Source organism: Kribbella sp. CA-293567, from assembly GCF_027627575.1.
Lineage (GTDB): Bacteria > Actinomycetota > Actinomycetes > Propionibacteriales > Kribbellaceae > Kribbella.
This window is the reverse complement of the sequence record NZ_CP114065.1, coordinates 7,446,345-7,469,123: the sequence shown is the minus strand read 5'-3', so window position 1 is coordinate 7,469,123 and position 22,779 is coordinate 7,446,345. Positions and strand designations below refer to the sequence as shown.

Genomic DNA, 22,779 nt, shown 5'->3' with positions numbered 1-22,779 from the left:
TGGCGCCGATCCGCTCGACCCAGCTGATCGGCGCCACCCCCGTGAGCGCCCGCTGGCTCAGCGACCACTACGGCGTACTCGCCGACCTCACCTGATTCGCGTCCAGGGCGCACACCGAGCGGACTCGAGCGCCTTGTCGGTCTTCTTGACGGTGACCAACTGGTTCCCGCCGTTGCCGTTGGCGAGGATGGAGTCGAGTTCGCTGTTCGTGTTCTTCAGCCGGGCCCAGTAGCAGGAGCCTTCTGAGGAACTGCGATACGTCCCGGGCTTGATGTCTGTGCCGACCAGCCACATGCCGTCTTCGTCGATCGCGGCGGCCGGTCCGGGTGGCGGCGCCGTCACGGTCTTGACCGGGCCCGGCACCTGGACGGTTCTGGCGGGCGGCGCGGGCGCCGTGACCGTCACTTCCGCGGCCGGTGCGCTTTCGGCCGGCGCCTTGTCAGCAGGAACGCTGACCGTCACGGTCGGTGCCGGTTTCCCGGCAGTCGTCGAAGTCGCGGCGGCCGTTGCATCAGCTCCACCCCCGGCGATCGCGCCTCCCAGGGCAGCGCCGACGAGCAACGCCACGCCGCCGATGATCTGCCGAGATTTCCACCAGACCTCCGGCGGTGCTGATGGTGGCGGTCCAGCCGGCACGCCGTACTGCGGATAATTGGACATACGAGATCCCCCCTGCTGCGATGCGCCTCAACGGCGCGGGCGCCGTCCCCCTCAAGATCAGCTGCCACTCCCTTCATCGTTCGAATCCTGAAAGCGTTACAGAGCGTGAGATCTCTGAGGTCGCGCCGGAGCGGCACGGCAGTTGTCGAGTGTTCTTGCACTCGCCGCGAGGGGCTATCGGTGGCACACGCCGCGTATATGATTCGCCTCGTGCGGGGGCTAACCGAGGGTGTCGAGCAGTTGCTGGGCCGGCCGCCGCATTTCATCAACGCGTATCTGGTCGACGACGTCCTGGTCGACGCCGGTACGCCGGCCGCCGCGCGACGGATCCTGCGGCAGTTGCGCGGCCGTCAGGTCGGCGCGCATGTGGTGACGCACGCGCATCCTGACCACTTCGGCTCCAGTCATGTGGTCTGCGAGACGCTCGGTCTGCCGCTGTGGACGGGGGCGCTGGACGCCGAGGCGATCGAGACCGCTACTCCGGTGGTCGGTCCGGGGCGGATTCCTGCCTTGATGTCGCGCTCGAAGATGCCGCCGGCGCACCCTGTCGCCCGTGGGCTGGTCGAGGGCGACACCGTCGGCAGTTTCACCGTGCTCGACGTGCCGGGGCACTCGCCCGGTCACATCGCGTTGTGGCGCGAGGCCGACCGCACCCTGTTGTGCGGAGACGTCTTCTTCCGGCTGCCCCGGGTGTCGCAGCCGTGGAAGTTCTTGACCGTGGACGTTCGGCGCAACTACGAGTCGATGCGCCGGCTGGCCGAGCTGCGGCCCGCGCTGGCCCTCTTCGGCCACGGCCCGCCGCTGCGCGATCCGGACAAGCTGGCCCGGGTCGTCGCGGCGCTGCCCCGCGCTGAGCGGACCTGATGAGCAGCACCCTGGAGCGACCCGGTGAGCTCGGCCGGATCGCGGCGGCGCTCGATGCCGCCAAGGAGGGCGAGGGCAAGGTCGTCGTGATCGAGGGCGAGGCCGGGATCGGCAAGACCCGGCTCGTCGACGAGGCCCGGGCGCTGGCCAAGGAGCGTGGCTTCGTCCGGATGCAGGCGACCGGTGACGAACTCGAGAGCGCGATGGCCTGGAGCGTCGTTCGCCAGATGGTGGAGCGATCCATCTCCCGGTACTCCGGTGCGATCCGCGAGGCGATCCTCGCCGGTCCGTCCGGGCGAGCCCTGGAAGCGCTGGACAAGGCGACCCCCGACGCCGGGGACGCCGAGGTCGCCCGCACCATGCACGCCCTGTGGTGGGTAGCCGTCGATCTCGCCTCGCCGCGGCCTCTGCTGATCACCGTGGACGACGCCCAGTGGTCCGATCTGCCGTCGCTGCGGTTCCTTTCCTATCTGTCCAAGCGGGTCGGTGACCTCCCGATCGCGCTGATCGTCGCCACTCGGCCGCCGACGGACCGGCACGGCCCGCTGGCCGAGCTGTCCGTCTCGCGGCAGGTGGAGAGACTGCTGCCGCGCCCGCTGAGCCGGGAAGGCATCGCCCACCTGACCAGCGACCGGGCGGCTGCCGTCGGCGACCCGAATGGCACCTGGGGCACGGTCCCGGCTGAGCCCGTGGTGGATGCGGTCCTCGCCGCCAGCGGCGGGAATCCCTTCCTGGCCGAGTCTTTGCTGGACGAGTTGCGGGCGCAGGATCGTTCCGTCGCCGACCCGGCGACGGCGGAGGCGGTCGCCGGGCTCGGTTCGAGCACGGTCTCCCGGACGATGCTCGGCCGGCTCGATCCGGACGCGTTGCAGCTCGCCGGAGCGCTGGCGATCCTCGGCGCCAGAGCCGATGTCTGGCTCGCCGGTTCCGTCGCGCAGTTGCCCGAAGAGACGCTGCCCAAGGCGGTTCAGGCGCTGGTCTCGGCGAATATCGTTGCCTCGGGCGCCGATCAGCTCAGCTTCATCCATCCGGTGATCCGGGAGTCGATGCGCTCGGCGCTCGGGCCGTTCGAGAAGGCCGCCCTGCATGCCAGAGCGGCCGAAGTACTGGCGGCCGAGCATGCGTCGGCCGACCGGATCGCCGCCCACCTGGTCAACGCGCCGACGGGAACGTTGCCTAATGCAACGGAGATTCTCCGGCGTGCGGCGACGGCGTCGCTCGCGGCCGGCGATCCCGGAACCGCGGCCGGCTATCTGCATCGAGCCTTCGAGGGAAACCCCACGGATGCAGGGGTTCAGGCGCAGCTCGGCCACACGCTCCTCCGTTCCGGCGACGCCGCGGCCGCGCGGGAACACCTACGGGCCGCGGCGCGTGCGACCGGCGTACAGGGACGTGCTGCTTTGCTGGGTGCCGCGGCGACCGCGACGGCCACACTGGACGGTCCGCTGGCGGCTGTCGCCGAGTTGACGGAGACGCTCGATGGCTGGCCGAACGGGCCGGAGCGCCTGACGCTGGAGGCGCGGCTCGGGATCATCCGGTCCTACCTGCCGAGCGAGCGGAAGAAGGCCTCGGAACACCTGCGGGGATTCGCCGAGCTGCCGGGCGATACGCCGGACGAGCGTGCCCTGCTGGCTCTGCTCGCGCAGTGCGGGCGCTACGAGGTCAGCCCGTCGGCCGACGTACGGCGTACTGCCGAGCGGGCGTTGCGGAATGGCGCCTTGTTCACGGACACGGCCGGTCAGTCCGACACGCTGGTCGGCTGGCTGCTCGCGATGATGTCGCTGATCGCGGCCGACGGCGTCGGGCCGGCCAGGGAAGAGATCGCGCGGGCGCAGGAATGGGTCCGCCGCAACGGCTCGCCGCTCGAGTTCTGCATGGTCTCCAATGTGGAGGACTTCCTGGCCTGGCGCTGTGGCGACATCGCCGCGATGGAGGCGGACGCGGATGCCGTCCTGGCTGCCGTGGCGTCGGAGGAGCTGTCGCCCCAGGTGATCGCGCTGCGGGTGACGGCGGTGAACTTCGGTGCGTACGCCGCCCTCGATCGCGGCGACCTCGCCACGGCGGTGGCACTGCTCGCCGACTTCGACGAGCAGACTGCCGGTACGCCGCGGGTGATCCCGGCGATGTGGTTGCACGAGGTTCGCGCACGAATCGCACTGGAGCAGGACGATCCGGTTGCGGCCTTGGAGCATGCCTACCGCTTGCGGGACGAGATGGCCGCCGCGCAGGTCGACCCACCAGCAGTGCCCTGGCGTACTCCGGCCGCTTGGGCCCTGCTGCGGCTCGGCTCGGAGGAGTCGGTCGCGGAGGCCCGTGAGCTGGCTAGCGATCAGCTGGACCTTGCCAGGCGGTGGGGAGCCGCGTCTGACTTGGGGGCTGCCCTGCGGCTCACTGCCAAGGTCGACGTGGGCCAAGGGGCTCGACGGGTCACGACGCTGGAGGAAGCCGTCGTAGTACTGGAAGGCTCGCCGGCGCGGCTGGAGCTGGCCAAGGCTCTGGTCGACCTCGGGGAGGCGTACCGCGTTCTCGGCCGGCGTACTGATGCTCGGGAGGCGTTGGCCCGAGGTGGCGAGCTCGCGGCAAGCTGCGGTTCGACAGTGGTGAGGCAGAGAGCCGCGGAAGCCCTGCAGGCGTTGGGAGATCGGCCGCGGACCCTGACCTCGTCGGGCCAGGACTCGCTGACTGCCAGCGAGCGGCGGGTGGCTGGGCTCGCAGTGAGCGGCCGAACCAACCGGGACATCGCCCACGAGCTCTTCGTGTCACCCAAGACGGTCGAGAACCACTTGGGCCGCATCTACGTGAAGCTGGGTATCACCGGCCGGCGTGAGCTGGCCCGAGCACTGACCTAGGACACAGTTCGAGCGGCCCCTCCCTCCAGGGGCCGCTCGAACTCGGGTCTCGCGTCAGCTTCAGCCGACCGGCGGGGCCGCCTCGAACCAGTTCAGCGCCTCGACGAACGGGAACGAGTCGCCGATGTAGTTCTCACCCATCAGCCGCCAGTAGGTGCGCTGCGTGACGGTCGGCTGCTCGTTCGGGTCCGTCGGCACGGACTTGACCGCGATGGCCATCCGGTACAGCGTCACCTTCTCCGTGCGGGGCGCCGACTGCGTGTCCAGGTAGCCGGCCGACTTGTGGTCGTCGGAGCGAGCCGGGTCGTGCAGCAGCAGTTCGACCTTGCCCGAGGCAACGTCGCCCTTGGCGGAGACCACGGTGACCGCGTGGCCGCCGTCCCGGCTCAGCGTGTTGTCGGCGTTCTTCTTGTAGCGGCCGTACCAGATCTGCACGGGAGCGTGCCGCAGCCGCTTGGCGATCTCCAGCCCGAACTCCGGGGTGTTGTCGGTGCCGATGCCGCCGCGGTTGACGGTCCAGCCGGCGGCCTTCGCTCCGACCGTGGCGGCGTCGAACGCGGCCCTGTTCTCCGCGGCGCTCGAGCCGCCGCCTTTCGGCCCCATGCCGGCCTTGTAGCCGAGCCAGCCGAGCCAGGCCGTCACCTCGTCGTAGTCGGCCGGTACGCCGGGGTCGTACTCCGTCATCAGCTGACCGTTCGGCGTGACCCGCATCGGCAGCCCCTTGTGCTCGCCGAGGTAGTACATCGCGTTGTAGAGCGACGTGGGTCCGCAGTGGCTGCCGCCCTTGGCCGCCAGGTTGGTGCGGAACTGGTCGGCGTCGGCCACGTCGCAGAGGTTCACGGCGTACTGCGGGCCGGTGACGTCCTTCTGCTCGGCGCAGAGCGGGGCCAGCGGAAGTTGCTCAGCCGCGTTCGCGGCGGTGGCCGGGAAGATGGCCGCGGCGGCGGTGAGGCCGGCGAGCAGAGAGAGGCTGTAGCGCTTCATATTCGGTGATACCCCCGGGTTTTGGTTCGTCGGTGTGGCTCGGTAGTGACAACTCTGGTCGCTGGAGCAGCTGAGGGCATGAGGGTCGACCCCTCATCTGTGGGCCTGGGGGTTCTGGGGGGTAAATGAGTACCGCCGCGCCGGAGCGGGCGGTACTCTGAGCGCGTGACTGCCGGGTCGGCCTCGAGCCATTCATCAGATAGGCATCCGGCTGCGTTCTGAGCGCCGGTGGGGCCGCACGGGCCCCTCCTTCTTCTCTGTTCTTCCTGAGTCCTGAATGTCCTTCTTCAGCCAGAAAGCAGAGAACCCTGAACGATTTCACCCAGCAACTCATCGAGGAGTTCCGCGCCAACGCCGGTCGCGTCGGCGGCCCGTTCGACGGCGCGCGGTTGTTGCTCCTCACCACCACCGGAGCCCGCTCCGGTAAGCCCCACACGGCGGTCCTCGGGTACTACCCCGACACCACGGACCGCCTCCTCGTCGTCGGCTCGGCCGGCGGCGGACCCAAGCATCCCGACTGGTACCACAACCTGCTCGCCAACCCCCGGGTCAGCGTCGAGACCGGGGTCTTCACCTACGAAGCCGACGCCGTCGTACTGCGGGACGCCGAGCGCGACGAGATCTTCGACAGGCTGGTCGAGGCCGACCCAGGGTGGGGCAGGTACCAGGCCGGCACCACCCGGATCATTCCGGTGGTCGCCCTGACCGAAACGGCCGGCGGGCCGCCAGGGGCAGGCTCCTTCGCCGACTACCTCCGGAAGGTCCATGACGCCTTCCGGCACGAGCTGACGCTGATCCGCAAGGAAGTCGTCTCCACCGGTTCCACCGCGACTCTCGGCGCCCAGCTCCGGATCAACTGCCTGAAGCTCTGCCACGGCCTGCACAACCACCACACCGGGGAGTCCACGGCCCTGTTCCCCGCGCTCCTCGACCAGTACCCCGAGGCGGCCGGCACGATCGCCACCCTGCAAGCCGAACACGAGTCGATCGCGACCCTGCTGACCTCGCTGGAGAGCCTGGCCACCACGGCAGCCCCGGCGGATCTCCTGGTCGAGCTGGATCGCCTGATCGAAGCCCTGCTCCAGCACCTCGATCGCGAGGAGGAACAGTTGCTGCCGCTGCTGGCCGGCTGACCTCGTAGTACCGGTTGATCCCCGGAGCTGTTGTGATTGGTTCCGGGGATCAACCGGAGGAGGAACGGATGCAGGTCGGTGGAATCCGGGTGGACGCGATCAGTGACGGGACCTTCACCGTGCACCCGAAGTACTTCGGGGCCGACGTACCGGCCGGCGCGCGACCGGAGTTCTTCGCGCGCGACCACCTCGCCTGGATGCCGATCGGCTGTTTCCTGGTCCGCGCCGGCGACCGGACGATCCTGGTCGACGCTGGGATGGGACCGGACCAGGACGAGCTGCCGCACGGGATGCGGCTGGTCGGCGGTCAGCTCTTCGCCGGCCTCGGCGCGCTCGGGGTCGGCGCCGCCGACATCACCGACGTCGTCATCACCCACTTCCACACCGACCACATCGGCTGGCTCTTCGACCTGGCCGCCGAGCCGGTCTTCCCGAACGCCGAACTCTGGTACGGCGCCGCCGACTTCGAGTACTTCGTCACCGGCCCCGGCGACATCCGCCCGCACCTCCGCGACGGCTTCCTCACCCACCGGTCCCGCCAGCACTCCCTGACCCAGCACGCCGTCGTCACCCCCGGCGTCACCGCCGTACTCACCCCCGGCCACACTCCCGGCCACCTCTGCGTCTCCCTTGCCTCAGGCAACGAATCCCTGCTCCTCCTCGGCGACGCGATCACCTGCCCGATCCAGCTCGCCGAACCCACCTGGCACTCCTTCGGCGACGTCGACGCCCCCACCGCCGACCGCACCCGCCGCTCCCTGTGGCAGCAACTCAGAACCACTCCCGGCGTCGGCGCCCACTTCCCGTCCCTGACCACCGGCAAGGTGAACGCGGCGACCGAGTGGGTCGCGGACTGACCCCGGGTTTCAGCCGACGCGTTCAAGGGCACTGCTTGCTGATGACGACTCGGGGCTCTGACACGGTGGCCGTAACTCGAACTCGGAGCTGGCGGCTGCTGCGAGGTGTCGGGGCGATGGCGGTGTTCGCGCTGCCCGTGCTGTTGCTGGGGTTCGCCGTCCGGCAGCAGTTCGATCCGCTGATCAGGGCCGACGAGTCGGCGATCAAGGCCGCCACCGGGTTCAGCGTCAGCCATGGGCTGGTGCCGGCGCTGACCGTGCTGGAGGCGATCAGTCAGCCGGTCGTCGTGTACGTCGTCGCGGTGGCCGTCACGCTGTGGGTCTGGCGGTCCAAGGGACTGAAGGCGCGGGCGCTGTGGGCGCTCGTCACCATGATGGTGAGCTGGAGCATCGGCGCGCTGGCCAAGATCGTCGTCCACCGGGCCCGGCCGATCGTCGACGACGGGGTGCCGCATGCCGAGGGGTACTCGTTTCCTTCAGGTCATGAACTGAACATCACCGTGGCTACCACCGTGATGGTGTTCCTGTTGTGGCCGTTGCTCTCGAGGACCGGCCGGAAGGTCGCGATCGGGCTGGCCGCCGTGGCGGTCGTCGCGGTCGCGCTCGACCGGGTGTTCATCGGGGCGCACTTCCCGTCCGACGTGGTGGCGGGATTCATCCTCGGCGTAGGGATCGTGTTCTCATCATGGATCGGTTTCATCGGCAGGACGGCGGCGATCTCCTCGCCCGGGCCGTCGCACCAGGCGTAGCTCTCGGCGGTTGCATCATCGGCGGCGGGTTCGCGCTGCGCGGTCCACTGGACGAGGTGGCCAGGTCGGAGGAGTCGATCAACAAGGACCTCGCGGCCGACCGGACCGGCAGCTGGAACACGATCACCCAGGTCTGGTCGCACGTCGGCAACACCGAGTTCGTGATCGGCATGTGCGTCCTGGTGGTGGCGATCCTGCTCTGGCGCACCCGCGACTGGCGGCTGGCCGCAGTACCGGCCCTCGCGATCGCCATGCAGGGCCTGATTTTCCTGATCGCCGCCAAGGTGGTCGATCGCGACCGCCCACCGGTCGAGAAGCTCGACCCGTCCCCACCGACCGCCAGCTATCCCAGCGGTCATGTCGGCGCCTCCACCGGCCTGTACGTCGCCTTCGCCCTGCTGGCCCTGATGATCCGCCGCAGCTGGCTGCGCACCCTGACGATCATCGCCTGTCTGACGATGCCGCTGCTGGTCGCCTTCGCCCGCGTCTACCGGGGGATGCACCACCTCTCCGACATCACCGCGGGCCTGCTGAACGGCGCCGTCTGCGCCCTCCTCGCCTACGCCTGGTACCGGCACCGAGCCCGAAGCGGCCGCACGATCGGCGGCCGCTCGGGATCGGCGATCCTCAGTCCCGGCCGGGCGTGAGGACGACGAGTTGCTGGGTCGCCCGCGTCATCGCGACGTAGCGGTCCACCGCTCCCTCGATGCCGTCGCCGAAGGAGTCGGGGTCGATCAGGACGACCAGGTCGAACTCCAGCCCCTTGGTCAGTTCGGGCGTCAGTGAGCGGACGCGGGGCCCGTCCTCGAAGGCCGGGTCCCCGATGACACAGGCGATGCCCTCGGCATGCTCCGCGAGCCAGGTGTCGAGGATCGCCTGCAGGTCGGTCACCGGGCCTTGCACCACCGGTACGCCGCTCGCACGGATGGAGGTCGGGACGTTGGCGTCGGGCAGTACAGCGCGGATGACCGGCTCGGCCTCCGTCATGACCTCCTCGGGCGTGCGGTAGTTGATGGTCAGCGAGGCCAGGTTCACCCGGTCGAGTCCGACCCGCTCGAGACGCTCCTGCCAGGTCTCGGTGAAGCCGTGCCGGGCCTGCGCGCGGTCCCCGACGATCGTGAAACTGCGGGACGGGCACCGCAGCAGCAGCATCTGCCACTCGGCGTCGGTCAGTTCCTGCGCCTCGTCGACCACGATGTGCGCGAACGGGCCGGCGAGCAGGTCCGGGTCCGCGGCGGGCAGCGCGGTGGTGTCGACCAGGGACTCCTGCAGGTCCTTCCCGCGGAGCATCGGTATCCAGCCCTCGTTGTCGTCGTCGGCCTCGATGATGTGGTCGATGACGGCTGCCATCCGCTCCCGTTCCACGGCTGCGGCAGCCGCCTGCCGACGCTTCCGCCGCGACGCTTCCGGGTCGCCGAGGCGCTGACGCGCGGCGTCCAGGAGCGGCAGGTCCGACGCCGTCCAGGCCTGCGGATCGGCTCGCTGCAGCTTCTTGACTTCGTCAGGACTGAGCCAGGGCGCGCACATCCGCAGATACGCAGGCACCGACCAGAGGTCGCCGACGAGGTCGGTCGGCTCGATCAGCGGCCAGGCCTTGCCGAACGCGTCGGCCAGCTCCTCGTTCTGCTGCAAGGACTTGCGGACCAGTTCGGGTGAGAGGTCGTCGTCCTCGTACGCCTCCTCGTGTTTGTCCAGCAGGATCGTGAGCAACTCGTCCCACACCGGGTCGCGCGCTTCGTTGTGCGGCGTGGTGGCGTCGGCCGACCCGAAGGCCTCGGCCCAGTCGGCGGCACTGAGCCAGACATCGGCCCAGTGAGTCTCGACCGTCATGCCCTTGGTGGGCGCCTCCTCGTACAACCTGACGGCCGGTTCGATCGCCTTCACCAGGTCCCCGGACGACTTGAGCACAGCGACTTCCGGATCTGCCTCGTCAGGCGCCGACGCACCCTCAGGCAGAAGATCCCGCAGGGTGCAGGTCTGCACGCCTTCCTCGCCGAGGCTGGGAAGGACGTCCGAGACGTAGGCCAGGTAGGGCTGGTGAGGACCGACGAACAGTACGCCGCCACGCCGGTCGCCCAGTCGCGGATCGGAGTACAGGAGATAGGCGGTGCGGTGCAGGGCGACCACCGTCTTGCCGGTGCCAGGGCCGCCGTCGACCACGAGCGCGCCGCGGGAACCGGCGCGGATGATCGCGTCCTGGTCGGCCTGGATGGTGCCGAGGACGTCGCGCATCCGGGGTGACCGGTTGCTGCCCAGGCTGGCGATGAAGGCGGACTGGTCGTCGAGCGCTGCCGCGTGCCCCTCGAACCCGTCCTCGGTGAAGATCTCGTCCCAGTAGTCGGTGATCCGGCCGCGGGTCCAGCGGTACCGGCGGCGGCTGGCGAGACCCATCGGGTTGGCGTGAGTCGCGCCGAAGAACGGCTCGGCCGCGGGGGAGCGCCAGTCGATGAGCAGCCGGCGTCCCTCGGTGTCGGTGAGGCCGAGGCGCCCGACGTAGAGGGGTTCGGCGTCGTCCGCGCCGACCATGTGCCCGAGGCAAAGGTCCAGTCCGAAGCGGCGCAGGGCACGAAGCCGAGCAGTCAGCCGGTGCACCTCGAGGTCACGGTCGAGCGCCTCCTGGCCGCTGCCACCAGGGGCCCGGCGTGCTTCGTCGAGGCGCTCGGACAGGTCGGCGATCGACTGCTCGAGGCTGGTCGCGATCGCCGCGAAATGCTGCTCGTCACCGGCGATGAGGGCCGGATCAGCCTTGGCGTCGAGGTTGCTGGGGAGGTCGAAAGCACTGGTGGTCAAGGGGTTCACGTCAGCGGCTCCCATCGAGCAGCAGCTTCGCGGCCACTGCGGTTCCGTCGGTCCGGATCAAACCGGCCACTTCCTTCGCCCGTACGCCGGTCGCGGGGGCGAGGGCGGTCTCCAAGGCGGCCGACGGCGACTCGAAAGTCAGCGCCGGGCCGTCATGCGCGGCGCCGATGCCCAGCTCGGCCACGCGACCCGCCCAGTACGGCTGGTCGGCCGCCTGCGGCACCACGACTTGCGGCGTACCGGCTCTGGTGGTGGTCATTGTCGTGCCCGCGCCACCGTGGTGCACGACAGCGGCGACGTGGCCGAAGAGTTTCTGCTGGTTGATCTCGTCCACCGCGAAGCAGTCGTCCTGATCGTCGATCAGAGCCAGGTTGGCCCAGCCGCGGCGAAGAATCGTCCGGCGACCTTGCGCCCGAACGGCCTCGATGGCGACCCGGGCGGCGTCGGCCGAGGAGTGCATGGGCATGCTGCCGAAGCCCACGAACACCGGCGCGTCCCCGGCCGCCAGGAACTCGGCGAGATCGTCCGGAAGGGGACGCTGATCCGGCAGGATCCAGGCCCCGGTCTGGACGACGTCGAACGCCGTCGACTCCTGCCACGGATCGAGCAGCGGGTCGGTCGCCAGCCACGGTTGATCGCCGATCACGTAGTCGCGGATGTTGTCCACGGGCAGCAGACCGTGCTTCGTCCGGCGTCGGTTGAGTGCCTCGGCGAACAACACGTTGTTGCTCTCGGCATCGAGATCCCAGAGCGTTCGGCTGTCGGTCACGTCCGGTGGGAACGGCCGGCCCGGAAACGCGAGGGGCCGGTGGGTCGGCGACGGGAGCGTGAGTTGCTGGAAGGTCACCGACACCGAGCGGAGGCCCAGCAGTTCGGCCACCGACAGCGCGCCCGCCGCGGCCGGCACCATGCCGGTCGCCACGAGTACGTCGTACCCGCTCGCTGCCTCGCTGACCACCTCGAACTGGGCGGCAATCAGTTCGGCCGCGTGCTCCGGAATGGACGACGGCGGCGGCGCGGCCTTGGTCAATGCCTCCGCGGACCGGCCCAGCGGCACCATCGGTACGCCGAACCCGGCCAGCAGCCCGGCGAAGTCCGGCGGTGCGCACACCGTGACCTCGGCCCCGCTCCGCTGCAGCTCCAAGGCCAGCGCCAGTACCGGTTCGACGTCTCCCCGTGACCCGTACGTCGACAGAAACACCCGCATCAATCGCTCCCCGTTTCGTGGAAATCTTGGCTACGGCGAGTGATTCTCCGGCACGAACCGGGCCTTGCGGCAAGCCCCGGGGTGCGCTATAAATTAGGAGTGGAAAGAGGTGCTCGGCCTCCTTCCGCTTTTTTTATGCCCTGAACTCCGCGCTGATCCAGCCCGGTGCGGCCGGCGGTGTCGGATCGGCGCCGCGCGGTTCGTGGTACTGGTGAGTGGCTGCTGACGAGAGCGCCCCAGAGCACGGGAGAAAAGCATGCAGTATCTGGTCTCGGTGATCGACGACAGGACCAACTCCGCCACCTCGGACGAGAGGGCTGCCGTCGACGCGTTCAACGAGCAGGCCCAGGCCGATGGGTACTGGGTCTTCGCCGGCGGCCTCGCGGCGCCCAGCGCGGCGACCGTGGTCGACAACCGGGACGGAAACGCGGTGATGACCGACGGGCCGTTCCTGGAGTCGAAGGAGTACCTGGCCGGCTTCTGGGTGTTCGAGGCGCCTGACTTCGACGTCGCGCTGAGGCTCGCGACGGACGGCTCGAAGGCCTGTAACCGGAGGGTCGAGGTCCGGCCGTTCCTGTGATCGACGCTGGGCAGGCGATCAGCCAGGCGCACCACGAGGAGTGGGCGCGGGTGGTCGCGTCCCTGACCAGGCGGTTCGGTGACCTCGACATCGCGGAGGACGCCGCGGCCGAGGCGTTCGCGATCGCCGTCGAGCGGTGGCCCGCGGACGGCGTACCGCCGAATCCTGGGGCCTGGCTGACCACCACCGCCAACCGCAAGGCGATCGACCGGATCCGGCGGGAGAGCAAGCGGGACGGCAAGCAGAAGGAGGCTCAGATGGCGTACGACGACGATCCGCCCGAGCCTCTGGGCGCGATCGAGGACGAGCGGCTGCGGCTGATCTTCACCTGTTGTCATCCGGCGCTCGCGATGGAGACCCGGATGGCGCTGACGCTGCGGATGGTCGGCGGTCTGACGGTCGCCGAGATCGCGCGGGCCTTCCTGGTGCAGGAGACCGCGATGGGGCAGCGGATCACTCGCGCGAAAGGCAAGATCAAGGCCGCCCGCATCCCGTACCGGGTGCCGTCCGCGGAGGATCTGCCGACCCGCGTCTCCGGGGTCCTCTCGGTGCTCTTCCTGGTTTTCAACGAGGGTTACCTGGCGACCGGCCCCGACACCGATCCCGTCCGGCACGAACTGACCGCCGAGGCGATCCGGCTCACCCGTCTGATCCGCGCGCTGCTGCCGGGGGACGGTGAGGTGGCGGGGCTGCTGGCCCTGATGCTGCTCACCGAGGCCCGTCGGTCCGCACGGATCTCGGCGACCGGCGAGCTGGTCACGCTGGTCGAGCAGGACCGTGGTTCGTGGGACCGGGAGCTGATTGCTGAAGGCCACTACCTGGTCCGCGAGCGGCTGGCTGCCGGCGTACCGCCGGGGCGTTACCAGTTGCTCGCCGCGATCAACGCCGTGCACACCTACGCCCGCACGGTCAGCGAGACCGACTGGTCGCAAGTTGTTGCTCTGTACAACCAATTGGCTCAGCTCGATCCGTCGCCGATCGTCGCCCTCAACCGCGCCATCGCGGTGGCGGAGCTGGACGGACCGGAGGTGGCGCTGGCCATCGTCGACCGACTCGACGGCAAGCTGGCCGGCTATCACGCCTATCACGCGACGCGCGCCGACCTGCTCCGCCGGCTGGGGCGCAGCCAGGACTCGCGTACGGCGTACGACGCGGCGATCGCCTTGGCCGGTAACACCGCCGAAACTGCCTACTTGACCCGTCGCCGCGACCAGCTGGCCTGACGCAGGTCAGTCCGGGGAGTCGCCGTGCCAGGACCGCCACAGCGCGGCGTAGGCGCCGTCGGCCTTGAGGAGTTCACGATGTGAGCCGATCTCGATGATGCGGCCCGCCTCCATCACGGCGACCCGGTCCGCGTCGTGGGAAGTGTGCATGCGATGGGCGATCGCCAGCACCGTTCGGCCGTCCAGGATCACCGCGAGGGCGCGCTCGACGTGGCGAGCCGTGCTCGGATCCAGCATCGAGGTCGCCTCGTCCAGGACGACCGTGTGCGGGTCGGCGAGGATAACTCGCGCGAGGGCGATCTGCTGTGCATGTGAGGTTTCCAGGGCCAGGCCGCCATCGCCGAGGACCGTGTCCAGACCGTCGGACAGGTCAGCGACCCAGGTCGCCCCGACGGCCTCCAGCGCGGCTCGGAGGTCCTCGTCGGTTGCCGTCGGCTTTGCGATCAACAGGTTGTCGCGGACCGACTCGGCGAAGACATGGTGGTCCTGCGTGACTAGGATGATCTGCTCACGGAGTTGTTCGGGTGGTAGCTCGGCGACCGGTACGCCGCCCACCGTGACGCTGCCGGTCCGCGGCTGCTCGACGCCGGTCAGCAGGCGGCCCAGAGTGGACTTCCCGGCGCCGGAGAGCCCGACGACGGCGAGGTGCTCGCCCGGCTGGACCCGGAGGCTGACCGCGGTCAGCACGTCGGGGCCACCGGGGTAGGCGAAGCAGACGTCGTCCACCTCGATCTGGTCGTCCGTCGGCGTGGCCGTGTTCGCCGAGACCGGCCGGGCGACCGTCTCGATCCCCTCCAGCCGGGCGAAGGACGCTGCCGCGCTCTGGATCTGGTCGATCTGCCACTCCAGCACGTCCAGCGGCCCGGACAGCTGGCGGAGGTAGAAGACGGCGGCGATGACCGCGCCGAGGCTGATCCGGCCGCCGCCGTACAGGGCGCCGCCGATGAGCAGGACGCCGACCAGCGGCAGCACGTACGAGAAGTCGACGACCGGGAACAGCACGCTGCGCAGGGTCAGCGTGCGCAGCCGGGTGGTGCGGGAGTGCTCGATCGCCTCGACGCTCGCCCGCAGCCGGCGCTCCTGGAGCCCGAAGGCCTCGACCGTGCGGCTGCCGTTGACGGTGGCGGTGAGTACTTCGGTCAACGACGAGCTCGCAGCCCCTGCTTCGAGATACGCCGTCCGGGCTCTGGCCAGGTACCACCGGCCGGCGAACCAGATGCCCGACAGCCCGATCACGGCGCAGGCGCCCATCAACGGGTCGATGGCGAAGACCGCGACGAAGATGAACAAGGTCTGGACGACGGCGATCAAGACGTCGGGAACGGCGTCGCGCAGGGTCAACGCGACCGCATTCACGTCGGTCGACGCCCGGGAGGTGATGTCGCCGGTCGGCACCCGCTCGGCGACGGCGGCCGGCAGGCGCAGTACTCGGTGGAGGAACTGCTCGCGAACCTGCGCCGACGTCCGCTCGCCGAATCGCGCACCGACGTTCCGGGCGTACCGCGTGAGCACGAGCTGCAGCAGCGCACAGACCACGATCAGCAGCGCCAGCAGGTCGATCCGCTGATCACCTCGGCCGTTGACTACCGTGTCGATGATCTTGCCGAGCAGCCAGGGGCCGCCGAGCCCGGCCACGGTGGCCAGCACGTTCAGCAGCACCATCAGCGCGAAGGTCCGGCGGGCGAGACGGATCAGCTCGAGCCCTGCTCGCCAGGTCTGCCGCTTCGTCGCGACCGGGAGGTGGCCGTCGGGGAGAGTCAGGTCGTCGGCCATCAGCTGCGTCCTGACGTGGGGCTCTCGTCGGGTCCGGACTCACCGAGAGCGCGCGAGACCAGCAGCTGATAGCCCGGTACGCCGTCCAGCAACTCGTGATGCGTTCCCTGGGCAGTGACCTTCCCGTCGACCACGAAGTACACGATGTCGGCGACGTCGAGGACGGCCGGCGAGGTGGTCGTCACCAAGGTGGTCAGGCCGGTACGGGCGGCTCGCAACCGCTGCGCGATGACCGTTTCGGTGTACGCGTCCACGGCCGAGGTCGGTTCGGAGGCCAGCAGGATCTCCGGTTCCGCCGCGACCGCGCGGGCCAGCCGGATACGTTGCCGCTGGCCACCGGAGAAGTTCCGCCCTTGCGGGGCAATCGCGGTTGCCAGGCCTTCGGGGGCGGCCGTCAGGATGTCTTCCGCCGCGGCCGTGTGCAGTGCACTGACCAGCTGTGCGTCGTCCCGGTCGAACCGGCCGGACACCACCTCGCGAAGCGGGCCGGCAAAGAGATCGGCTCCGTTGTCCGCCACCAGGATCCGCTGCCTCACCTCGGCCGGCTCGATCGCCGCAAGACGCTGACCTCCCCACGTGACCTCAGAAGGGCTGAAGCCGCCCAGCCGATCGACAATGGTCAACGCATCGACGGGGAGAGCGCTGGCGATCGCGGTGAAGCTCCCGGGCCGGAGCGTCACGCCAGAGTCCGGATCGTGCAACGCCGCTGTCCCAGCGACCGGCCCAGCCTCATGGTTGGCCGGCGGGGCAGTGGGGGCGGCGGACAGGAAGCTCACCACCCGCCGCGCGGCGACCAGCCCCTGGTTGATGTCCGTCGCGCTCTCGATCAGCGTGGCCAGCGGTACGACGAGGAAAGCGACGTAGCCGTAAGCGCCGACCAGGCCACCGACCGAGAGGTCCCCGTCGGCGACCATCCGCGCGGCCAGCCAGGTGACCCCGGCCAGAAAGACGACCGGGGCGCCGACGGCGATGGCCGGAATCCAGCTTGCGATCGAGGCGACCCGGTAGCCCTCGTCGCGAAGCTCGCTCGAGCCCTGCTGATAGCGACTCGAGAAGATCGGTTTGCCGCCCACGCCGTTCAGCACGTGCAGGCCCTGAACGACGTCGACCATGCGCGCGGTCAGCCGGCCCTGCCGCTCGCGGTACACCGTCGCGCGACGCTGCAGCCGGCCGAGGATCGGCCCGATCAGCACGACGACCAGGGGAAGCCCCAGCAGTACGACGGCGGCCAGCAGGGGTGACTGGGCGAACAGCAGAAACGCGACCACCACGGTGGCGACGATCGCGCCGACCCCCGGACCGACGACGGTCAGGGTATTGCTGATCACCCAGGCGTCGGTCATCCCGATGGTCGCGATCTCGCCGGTGGTGGTCCTGCGGCTCAGCTCGTTGCCGAGCGTCGTCGAGTGCACGACCACGGCGTGAACCGTGCGATAGGCGGCATCGAGCCGCACCCTGGTCATCGTGCGATGCCGCATGATCGCGACGAAGGCGGTCAGCGCTCCGACGGCGAGTAGTACACCGATCCACGGCAGGAGCGGCTCCAGTCCTCCCCGGCGCAGCCCGTCGTCGGTGGCTCGGCCCAGCAGGTACGGGGTCAGAGCGAGGCTGACCATCCAGACGATGCTGAGAAACGCTCCCAGCGCGGCCCGTCCACGCTGCCGGGCGACCAGCCAGAGCAGGTACCGCTGCGGGCTGCGCAACGCCGCGGCCCCGGGTACGCCGTACTGCGCGGTCACCGAATCGGTTGCCGTGGGCACCCCTGGAAACCTACGTTGACTGCTCGACGAGGGTCAACGCGGCCCCCTCGCAACAACCTGCAGTCCGACCCTGTCGCGAGATCGCGACAGCGAACCCCGAACCCGGTAGCGTCTCGATCTCACGTTGTCCGAACGTGAGCAGAGGCGGGATTGATCAATGACCGAAGCGCCGGCCGAAGTGGTCTGCATCCTGTGCGCCACCGCTGGGCCATTCCGGCCGCGAGGCGCCAAGGACGGCTACAGCATCGAGGATTGCCCGCAGTGCGGTCTGGTGCAGCTGGTGCCGACGCCCACGCCCGAGACGTTGCGCGCGCTCTACGAGGAAGAGTCGTACTTCGGCGGCGAGGGCTCCGGCTACTCGCAGTACGAGAGCCAGGAGGAGGAGTATCTGGCCACCTTCCGTGAGGACGTCCGCCGGATCGGCGAGTTCGTGCCGAAGGGCAGGATCCTCGAGGTCGGCTGCGGCTACGGGTATTTCCTGAAGGCCGCCCTCGACGCCGGCTACGACGCGTACGGCGTCGATCTGTCGCCCTCGGCGGTCAAGTTCGCGGACGAGCGCTACCCGGGCCGGGTGTTCTGCGGTCTGGTCGAGGAGGTGCCCGAGATCCAGGGCGAGAAGTACGACGTCATCTTCGCCTCACACCTGATCGAGCACGTCACCGATCCGGCCGCCTTCCTCCGCAGCGCGAGCCGGTTGCTCAACCCCGGCGGCCTGGTCGTGATGGTGACCCCCAACATCAAGAGCCTGCTGTCCCGCGTCTCCGGCTCCCGCTGGGTCTCCTTCAAGATCCCCGAACACGTCAGCTACTACGACCCGGCCACGATCACCGAACTGCTCCGCCGCACTTCGTTCGAGGTCACCGCGATCGACAGCGCCTACCAGTACTACGCCCTGCCCTTCGTCACGACTCGCCTCCGCGAACTCCTGCACCCGGTCTCCCGCCTGATCCCACCGGTCGAGCGGACGCGCCTACTTCGTGACCGGAAAATTCGGGTCACCAGCGGCTCCATGCGAGTCATCGCGGCCCTGAAGTAGGCCGCTCACGCGGACTCACAGATGCAGAGCTGAACCTGCGCGTTCGCGGTGAACGGTCGACCGGACCAGTCGCCGAAGCGCTCGACGAGCCGCAGGCCGCCGAGCGAGAGGAGCAGCGGCAGCTCCTGCGGAAAGATGCTCCTCAGCTCGAGCGGCGCAACGACGAAGTCAGGCTCGGAGTCGGTCGAGAGGTACCACGTCCCGCGGGTAACCTGCGCGGCCGCGTCGTACACCTCGGCAACTTCGACCCTCACGTTGCCACGATCAGGATCGACGAACGACAACGCGTCCCGGGTACGCCGTACGCCATCGGCCGCCGCCAGCATCCCCATACTCGGGTTGAACACATCGAAGACGAACCGCCCGCCCGGCGCCAGATGTCTGCGAACCGCCCGAAAGCAACTCACCAGCTGGCTGGCCTCGTGCAGATGCAGCAGGGAATTGGCGGTGATGAAGACGAAGTCGAAGGTGCGCCCCAACTCGAACTCCCGCATGTCGCCCCGCACCCACTCCACCGCGACACCACGCTCACTCGCCTTCCGCTCGGCCTCAGCCAGCATCTCCGACGAGAAGTCCAGGCCGACACACGGACGCCCATCGGCCGCAAGGGGAATCAACTTGTTTCCGGTGCCACACCCGAGCTCCAGCACGCTGCCGCCCTGCCGCTCGGCGTTGTCCCGGTAGAAGTCGACCACAGGCCCGCCGCCGGGGAACATCAGGTCGTAAAGCCTCGCGTGCGAGTAGAACTCCTCACCCATCAAGCGCCTCCTGACGCGCTGGGCCGCTGGTCGTCAGGCGCGTCGGCCTTCGTCCTGGTGAGAACGACGACCGTACCGCCGTCCTCCTCGATATCCCGGACGTGCCGAAACCCGATCTTCTTCAGCAACCCGATCGAGGCAACGTTCGGCTCAGCCACCGTCGCATGCACCTCGGCCAGCCCGAGCTCGGCGAACCCGTAGTCAACGATCGCCTCAGCCAGCTCGGTCCCCAAACCCTGCCCCCAGGCCGACTCCGCCAACGCGTAGACGAGCTCCCACCCCTCCACAACCTTGGCCGGCTTGATCTCGGCATGCCCCACGAACGCGCCATCCAGCCGCACAGCCCACACATCGAACCTGTTCAGCGCGTACACCTTCGTGAACACCCGCCCGAACATTGCCCGATCCTCAGCCTCGCTCTCCGGCCCGTCCCCCATCCACCGCGAAACCCTGCTGTCCTGGAAGAGCGCCACAAAGTCGTCCTCATCGGCCGGCACGTACGGCGTAAGCAGCAGTCGCGCGGTCCGCAGGGTCGGGGTCATGCGCCGGACGCTAGCCGCACACCAACTGCCAGGCAACGGAATTCAGGCTCTGCCAGGATGTTTCTACGCACGAAAGAGCTCTCCAGAGAAGGTCGCAGGGTGAGCTTTACTGGCCGTAGGCGCGCGCGGTCCAGCCGAGTGCGCCCAGGGAGCCGCCTTTGATGTCGGTGCCGAGGCCGTCGGACATGTTGGCGTCGAACTGGACCGAGGCGCTCCCCGCCGCGGTGATCGCGAGCAGCGGGCGACCGGCCGGGTGGTCCGCACAGAAGCCGGTACTGAGACTCGTGAACGCGGACCAGCCACTCAGTCGCAGCGCCTTCGCGGTGACTTGGGTGGGCGTGGCGCGGTTGATCTTCCACTCCTTGAGCTGCCCACCCGTGTCGGTGCCGATCAACACGTCCACCGCGCCGGCGCCCGTACCGGCGGTGCGCTCGTAGACCAAACTGTTGACTCCGCTCCAACCGGTGGTCGCCAGCCGCACCGCCGCGGCCGGTACGCCGGTCGACGGATCGACCGTGTAGCGGTAGAGCGCACTGCCAGTGACCCGATACAGGTACGGGTACCCGTAGGCGAGAACCCGGGTCGCGCCGAAGCCTGCCTCGAGCCGGGTAACGCCGACCTCGGGAACCCTCCACGCACCGTCGACCAACTCGCCCCGGCGACTCACCCGGTAGAGGTAGCCATCGGTCGGATGTACGGCGAATTCGGTGCTGCGGAACGACGTGTCGTCACCCGAGCCGCCGATCTGCTGGAGGGCCGACGGCACCCAGCGAAGCTTGTCCCCGGCATACGCCTTGGTCCCGACCAGCCCACCGTTGTACGTGTAGGTCAGCCGCTGACCGTCGGAGCGGTACGCCGCCGTCGAGACCTGGCAGTCCTTGGGTACGTCGCCAAGGGCCGCCCCCGCCGGCTGGTTCACCACGACGAGTCCGGTCACGGCCACAGCGAGCGCCGTCGCAGCGGCGGCCAGGAAGGGTTTACGCATCGAGAGGCTCCTCTATCGGGATCGGGCAATTGACACGCCATCCTCGGCCCCCGCCCTGACATCCCGCTGCCCGTACCTCACCCGTACCGCGCCCTCACCGACCGAGGCAGTGACGACACGTCGACCGGCACGTGCTTGTGCCCGTGAACACGCTCGGGTCGCCGGCCACCGGATCCGGAAATGCTCGACCAGCTGCTCCAGACGCCGACTCGCGCATCGAGGTCGAGCCAACCTCGGACGGTCGGAAGCATCGGACCCAGGGTGACCAGTTGTTCGATGAGCCGGTCGTCCAGGTCCCGGCCGTTCAGCACGGAGTCAGCCGTCCAGCAAACTCCGCGCCTCGCCGTCTAGTCGTCCAGCCACCTCGCGCCCTGTACGGGTCTCGTTCATGGATTCAGCTTGGCAATCACAGCGCGTGATCTCACCAGTTCCCGCGTATCCCCGGTGCTCAGGATGCAGGCATAAAACCCGTGGGAGACACTGGACAAGGTGACCTTCGGAGACCGGCTGAGGGAGTACCGGCAACACCGAGGTCGGTCCCTGGCCGACCTCAGCAAAGCCACGCACCACCACCGGTCCTATCTGTCGAATCTGGAGAACGGCCGGAAGATCCCGAGCGAGGATCTGGCCCGTGTCTGTGACGAGGTACTGCGGGCCAAGGGCGAACTGATAGCGGCAGCCAGAGGCGACACAGTCTCCAAGCTCGACCAAACGCCGTGGCAAACCGCGGAACTCATCCAGCGGATGCAAGCAAGCGACACCACGGCAGGAACTCTGGAGAGCCTGCATTCAACGGTCGAAGAGCTGTGCTGCCAGTACAACCATCGCGATGCCTTGGAGCTGCGCCAGGATGCACATAGCTGGCTTCAACACGTGGCAGGTCTCTTACGTCGCCCAGTGGGGCTGAAAGCGCACGCGGACCTTCTGGTGGCTGGGGGTTGGCTTGCCCTGCTAGCCGGATGCGTCGAGTACGACGTAGGTATGCGTACGGCCGCCGAGTCCACGAGAACCGCTGCCATGCAGCTAGGCCTAGAGGCCGGCCATCCAGAGATCGCCGGCTGGGGCCACGAAATGACCGCCTGGTTCGCCCTGACGCAGGGCCGATTCCGCCAAGCCGTCGACGCCGCCCAACGAGGCCAGGCCGTGGCCCAGAGCAGTAACGTGCACGTCCAGCTCATCGCCCAGGAGGCCAAGGCCAGAGCACGTCTCGGCGAGTCCGATCTAGAGGCGGTCCTCGAGAACGGCAAAGAGATCCTCAACCACTTGCCGTACCCAGACCGCCCCGACAACCACTTCAAGATCGACCCAGCCAAGTGGGATTACCACGCGATGGACGTTCACCGCATCGCCGGAGACGACGACCTAGCCAGCCAGTACGCCCGCGCTGTCATCAGCGACAACATCACCCCCGACGGCCACGTACTGAGCCCCATGCGAGTCTCCGAATGCCGCATCACCCTCGGCATCGTGGCAGGCCGCGAAGGCGACCTCGAGCAAGCCGTGAGCCTAGGCCTCACCGGCCTCAAGGACGGCCGCCAAAGCAAAGTCCATCTGCGAATGATCGCCGGAGAACTAGAGCAGGAGCTACGCCTACGCTTCCCCAGCGAAGGCCCCGTATCGGAGTTCGAAGCTGCCCTGCGGGCACTCTGAGGCCTGCACGGCCATGCCTATTCGGTTAGATCCTGCAACCGCGGTTCACCGCCTCGACAGTCCGCATGGCGCAGTCGTGTCGATGAATTCCTATCCTGCCGCCAGTCGACGCGCGTCATCTTCGACGTGACACTCGCTCAGCTGTTGCTGACCGTCCAGTATCGCTGAGCGAGCGCTGAGCCCTGAGTGCAAGGCAGCGTGCGGTGCGACGGAGGAGCGCCGTAGCTGGGGGATGGGGAGCGGCGACGCAGGAGCCGCGTGGGCGGCCTCACCCGAACGCGAAACGGCCCGGTCGCAGATGCAACCGGGCCGTCCCCTCGCTGTTCCCTGCGAGCGACCGTGTACTGCCCTGACCAGATGGAAGCTGATC

The 22,779-nt window shown here is 68.9% G+C and carries 19 protein-coding genes; 10 read left to right on the top strand and 9 right to left on the bottom strand.

Features of this window, described 5'->3' with window-relative positions; genetic code table 11:
* Positions 1-87: 87 nt before the first annotated feature.
* Positions 88-660, bottom strand: a complete 573-nt coding sequence (locus tag OX958_RS34625) for a hypothetical protein (protein ID WP_270134605.1) — start codon at positions 658-660, stop codon at positions 88-90.
* A gap of 210 nt (positions 661-870) precedes the next feature.
* On the opposite strand from OX958_RS34625, the gene OX958_RS34620 reads away from it, so the two are divergent.
* Positions 871-1,524, top strand: a complete 654-nt coding sequence (locus tag OX958_RS34620; RefSeq protein ID WP_270134604.1) for an MBL fold metallo-hydrolase — start codon at positions 871-873, stop codon at positions 1,522-1,524.
* Positions 1,524-4,373: a helix-turn-helix transcriptional regulator gene (locus OX958_RS34615; RefSeq protein ID WP_270134603.1), complete on the top strand. Its 2,850-nt coding sequence runs from the start codon at positions 1,524-1,526 to the stop codon at positions 4,371-4,373. The genes OX958_RS34620 and OX958_RS34615 overlap by 1 nt, the downstream gene beginning before the upstream one ends.
* A gap of 60 nt (positions 4,374-4,433) precedes the next feature.
* Here OX958_RS34615 and OX958_RS34610 read toward each other — a convergent pair whose 3' ends face one another.
* Positions 4,434-5,357, bottom strand: coding sequence for a hypothetical protein (locus OX958_RS34610; protein WP_270134601.1), 924 nt, complete (start codon positions 5,355-5,357; stop codon positions 4,434-4,436).
* Between the two features lie 389 nt (positions 5,358-5,746).
* Here OX958_RS34610 and OX958_RS34605 point away from each other — a divergent pair, with 389 nt between their 5' ends.
* From OX958_RS34605 to OX958_RS34590, 4 genes are all read left to right on the top strand, one after another.
* Entirely contained in the window at positions 5,747-6,490 is a 744-nt protein-coding gene (locus tag OX958_RS34605; RefSeq protein WP_270134600.1) for a nitroreductase/quinone reductase family protein, read from the top strand.
* A 68-nt stretch (positions 6,491-6,558) separates the two neighbouring features.
* Complete coding sequence (locus tag OX958_RS34600) at positions 6,559-7,347, top strand: MBL fold metallo-hydrolase (RefSeq protein WP_270134599.1); 789 nt, start codon at positions 6,559-6,561, stop codon at positions 7,345-7,347.
* Between the two features lie 116 nt (positions 7,348-7,463).
* A complete protein-coding gene (locus OX958_RS34595) occupies positions 7,464-8,096 on the top strand; it encodes a phosphatase PAP2 family protein (protein WP_270134598.1) in 633 nt (210 codons plus the stop codon).
* Positions 8,033-8,743, top strand: coding sequence for a phosphatase PAP2 family protein (locus tag OX958_RS34590; RefSeq protein WP_270134596.1), 711 nt, complete (start codon positions 8,033-8,035; stop codon positions 8,741-8,743). The genes OX958_RS34595 and OX958_RS34590 overlap by 64 nt, the downstream gene beginning before the upstream one ends.
* On the opposite strand, the gene helR is transcribed toward OX958_RS34590, so the two are convergent.
* Positions 8,724-10,910, bottom strand: a complete 2,187-nt coding sequence (helR, locus tag OX958_RS34585) for an RNA polymerase recycling motor ATPase HelR (RefSeq protein ID WP_442913237.1) — start codon at positions 10,908-10,910, stop codon at positions 8,724-8,726. The two genes, OX958_RS34590 and helR, sit on opposite strands and share 20 nt — an antisense overlap.
* Positions 10,897-12,102 carry a glycosyltransferase gene (locus OX958_RS34580; RefSeq protein WP_270134594.1) on the bottom strand — a complete coding sequence of 402 codons (1,206 nt, stop codon included), beginning with the start codon at positions 12,100-12,102 and terminating at the stop codon, positions 10,897-10,899. The genes helR and OX958_RS34580 overlap by 14 nt, the downstream gene beginning before the upstream one ends.
* A gap of 256 nt (positions 12,103-12,358) precedes the next feature.
* Between OX958_RS34580 and OX958_RS34575 the strand changes: the two genes are divergently transcribed.
* Together OX958_RS34575 and OX958_RS34570 are read left to right on the top strand one after the other, a co-directional pair.
* Complete coding sequence (locus tag OX958_RS34575) at positions 12,359-12,682, top strand: YciI family protein (protein ID WP_270134593.1); 324 nt, start codon at positions 12,359-12,361, stop codon at positions 12,680-12,682.
* On the top strand, positions 12,679-13,905 hold the full coding sequence (locus tag OX958_RS34570) for an RNA polymerase sigma factor (RefSeq protein ID WP_270134591.1): 1,227 nt from the start codon (positions 12,679-12,681) through the stop codon (positions 13,903-13,905). The genes OX958_RS34575 and OX958_RS34570 overlap by 4 nt, the downstream gene beginning before the upstream one ends.
* A gap of 6 nt (positions 13,906-13,911) precedes the next feature.
* Here the strand turns inward: OX958_RS34570 and OX958_RS34565 are convergent, their stop codons facing one another.
* Together OX958_RS34565 and OX958_RS34560 are read right to left on the bottom strand one after the other, a co-directional pair.
* Positions 13,912-15,678: an ABC transporter ATP-binding protein gene (locus OX958_RS34565; protein ID WP_270134590.1), complete on the bottom strand. Its 1,767-nt coding sequence runs from the start codon at positions 15,676-15,678 to the stop codon at positions 13,912-13,914.
* Positions 15,678-17,438 carry an ABC transporter transmembrane domain-containing protein gene (locus OX958_RS34560; RefSeq protein WP_270134588.1) on the bottom strand — a complete coding sequence of 587 codons (1,761 nt, stop codon included), beginning with the start codon at positions 17,436-17,438 and terminating at the stop codon, positions 15,678-15,680. The genes OX958_RS34565 and OX958_RS34560 overlap by 1 nt, the downstream gene beginning before the upstream one ends.
* 157 nt (positions 17,439-17,595) lie before the next feature.
* On the opposite strand from OX958_RS34560, the gene OX958_RS34555 reads away from it, so the two are divergent.
* The gene (locus OX958_RS34555) at positions 17,596-18,474 is read left to right on the top strand and encodes a class I SAM-dependent methyltransferase (protein ID WP_270134587.1); all 879 of its coding nucleotides are present in this window, start codon (positions 17,596-17,598) and stop codon (positions 18,472-18,474) included.
* A 5-nt stretch (positions 18,475-18,479) separates the two neighbouring features.
* On the opposite strand, the gene OX958_RS34550 is transcribed toward OX958_RS34555, so the two are convergent.
* The 3 genes from OX958_RS34550 to OX958_RS34540 form a co-directional block, all read right to left on the bottom strand.
* Positions 18,480-19,232, bottom strand: a complete 753-nt coding sequence (locus OX958_RS34550; RefSeq protein WP_270134586.1) for a class I SAM-dependent methyltransferase — start codon at positions 19,230-19,232, stop codon at positions 18,480-18,482.
* Positions 19,232-19,774 carry a GNAT family N-acetyltransferase gene (locus OX958_RS34545; RefSeq protein ID WP_270134584.1) on the bottom strand — a complete coding sequence of 181 codons (543 nt, stop codon included), beginning with the start codon at positions 19,772-19,774 and terminating at the stop codon, positions 19,232-19,234. Before OX958_RS34545 ends, OX958_RS34550 begins: the two co-directional genes overlap by 1 nt.
* Before the next feature lie 106 nt (positions 19,775-19,880).
* Positions 19,881-20,759, bottom strand: a complete 879-nt coding sequence (locus tag OX958_RS34540) for a hypothetical protein (RefSeq protein ID WP_270134582.1) — start codon at positions 20,757-20,759, stop codon at positions 19,881-19,883.
* Between the two features lie 489 nt (positions 20,760-21,248).
* Between OX958_RS34540 and OX958_RS34535 the strand changes: the two genes are divergently transcribed.
* Positions 21,249-22,409: a helix-turn-helix domain-containing protein gene (locus tag OX958_RS34535; RefSeq protein ID WP_270134581.1), complete on the top strand. Its 1,161-nt coding sequence runs from the start codon at positions 21,249-21,251 to the stop codon at positions 22,407-22,409.
* The last annotated feature ends 370 nt before the right edge of the window (positions 22,410-22,779 follow it).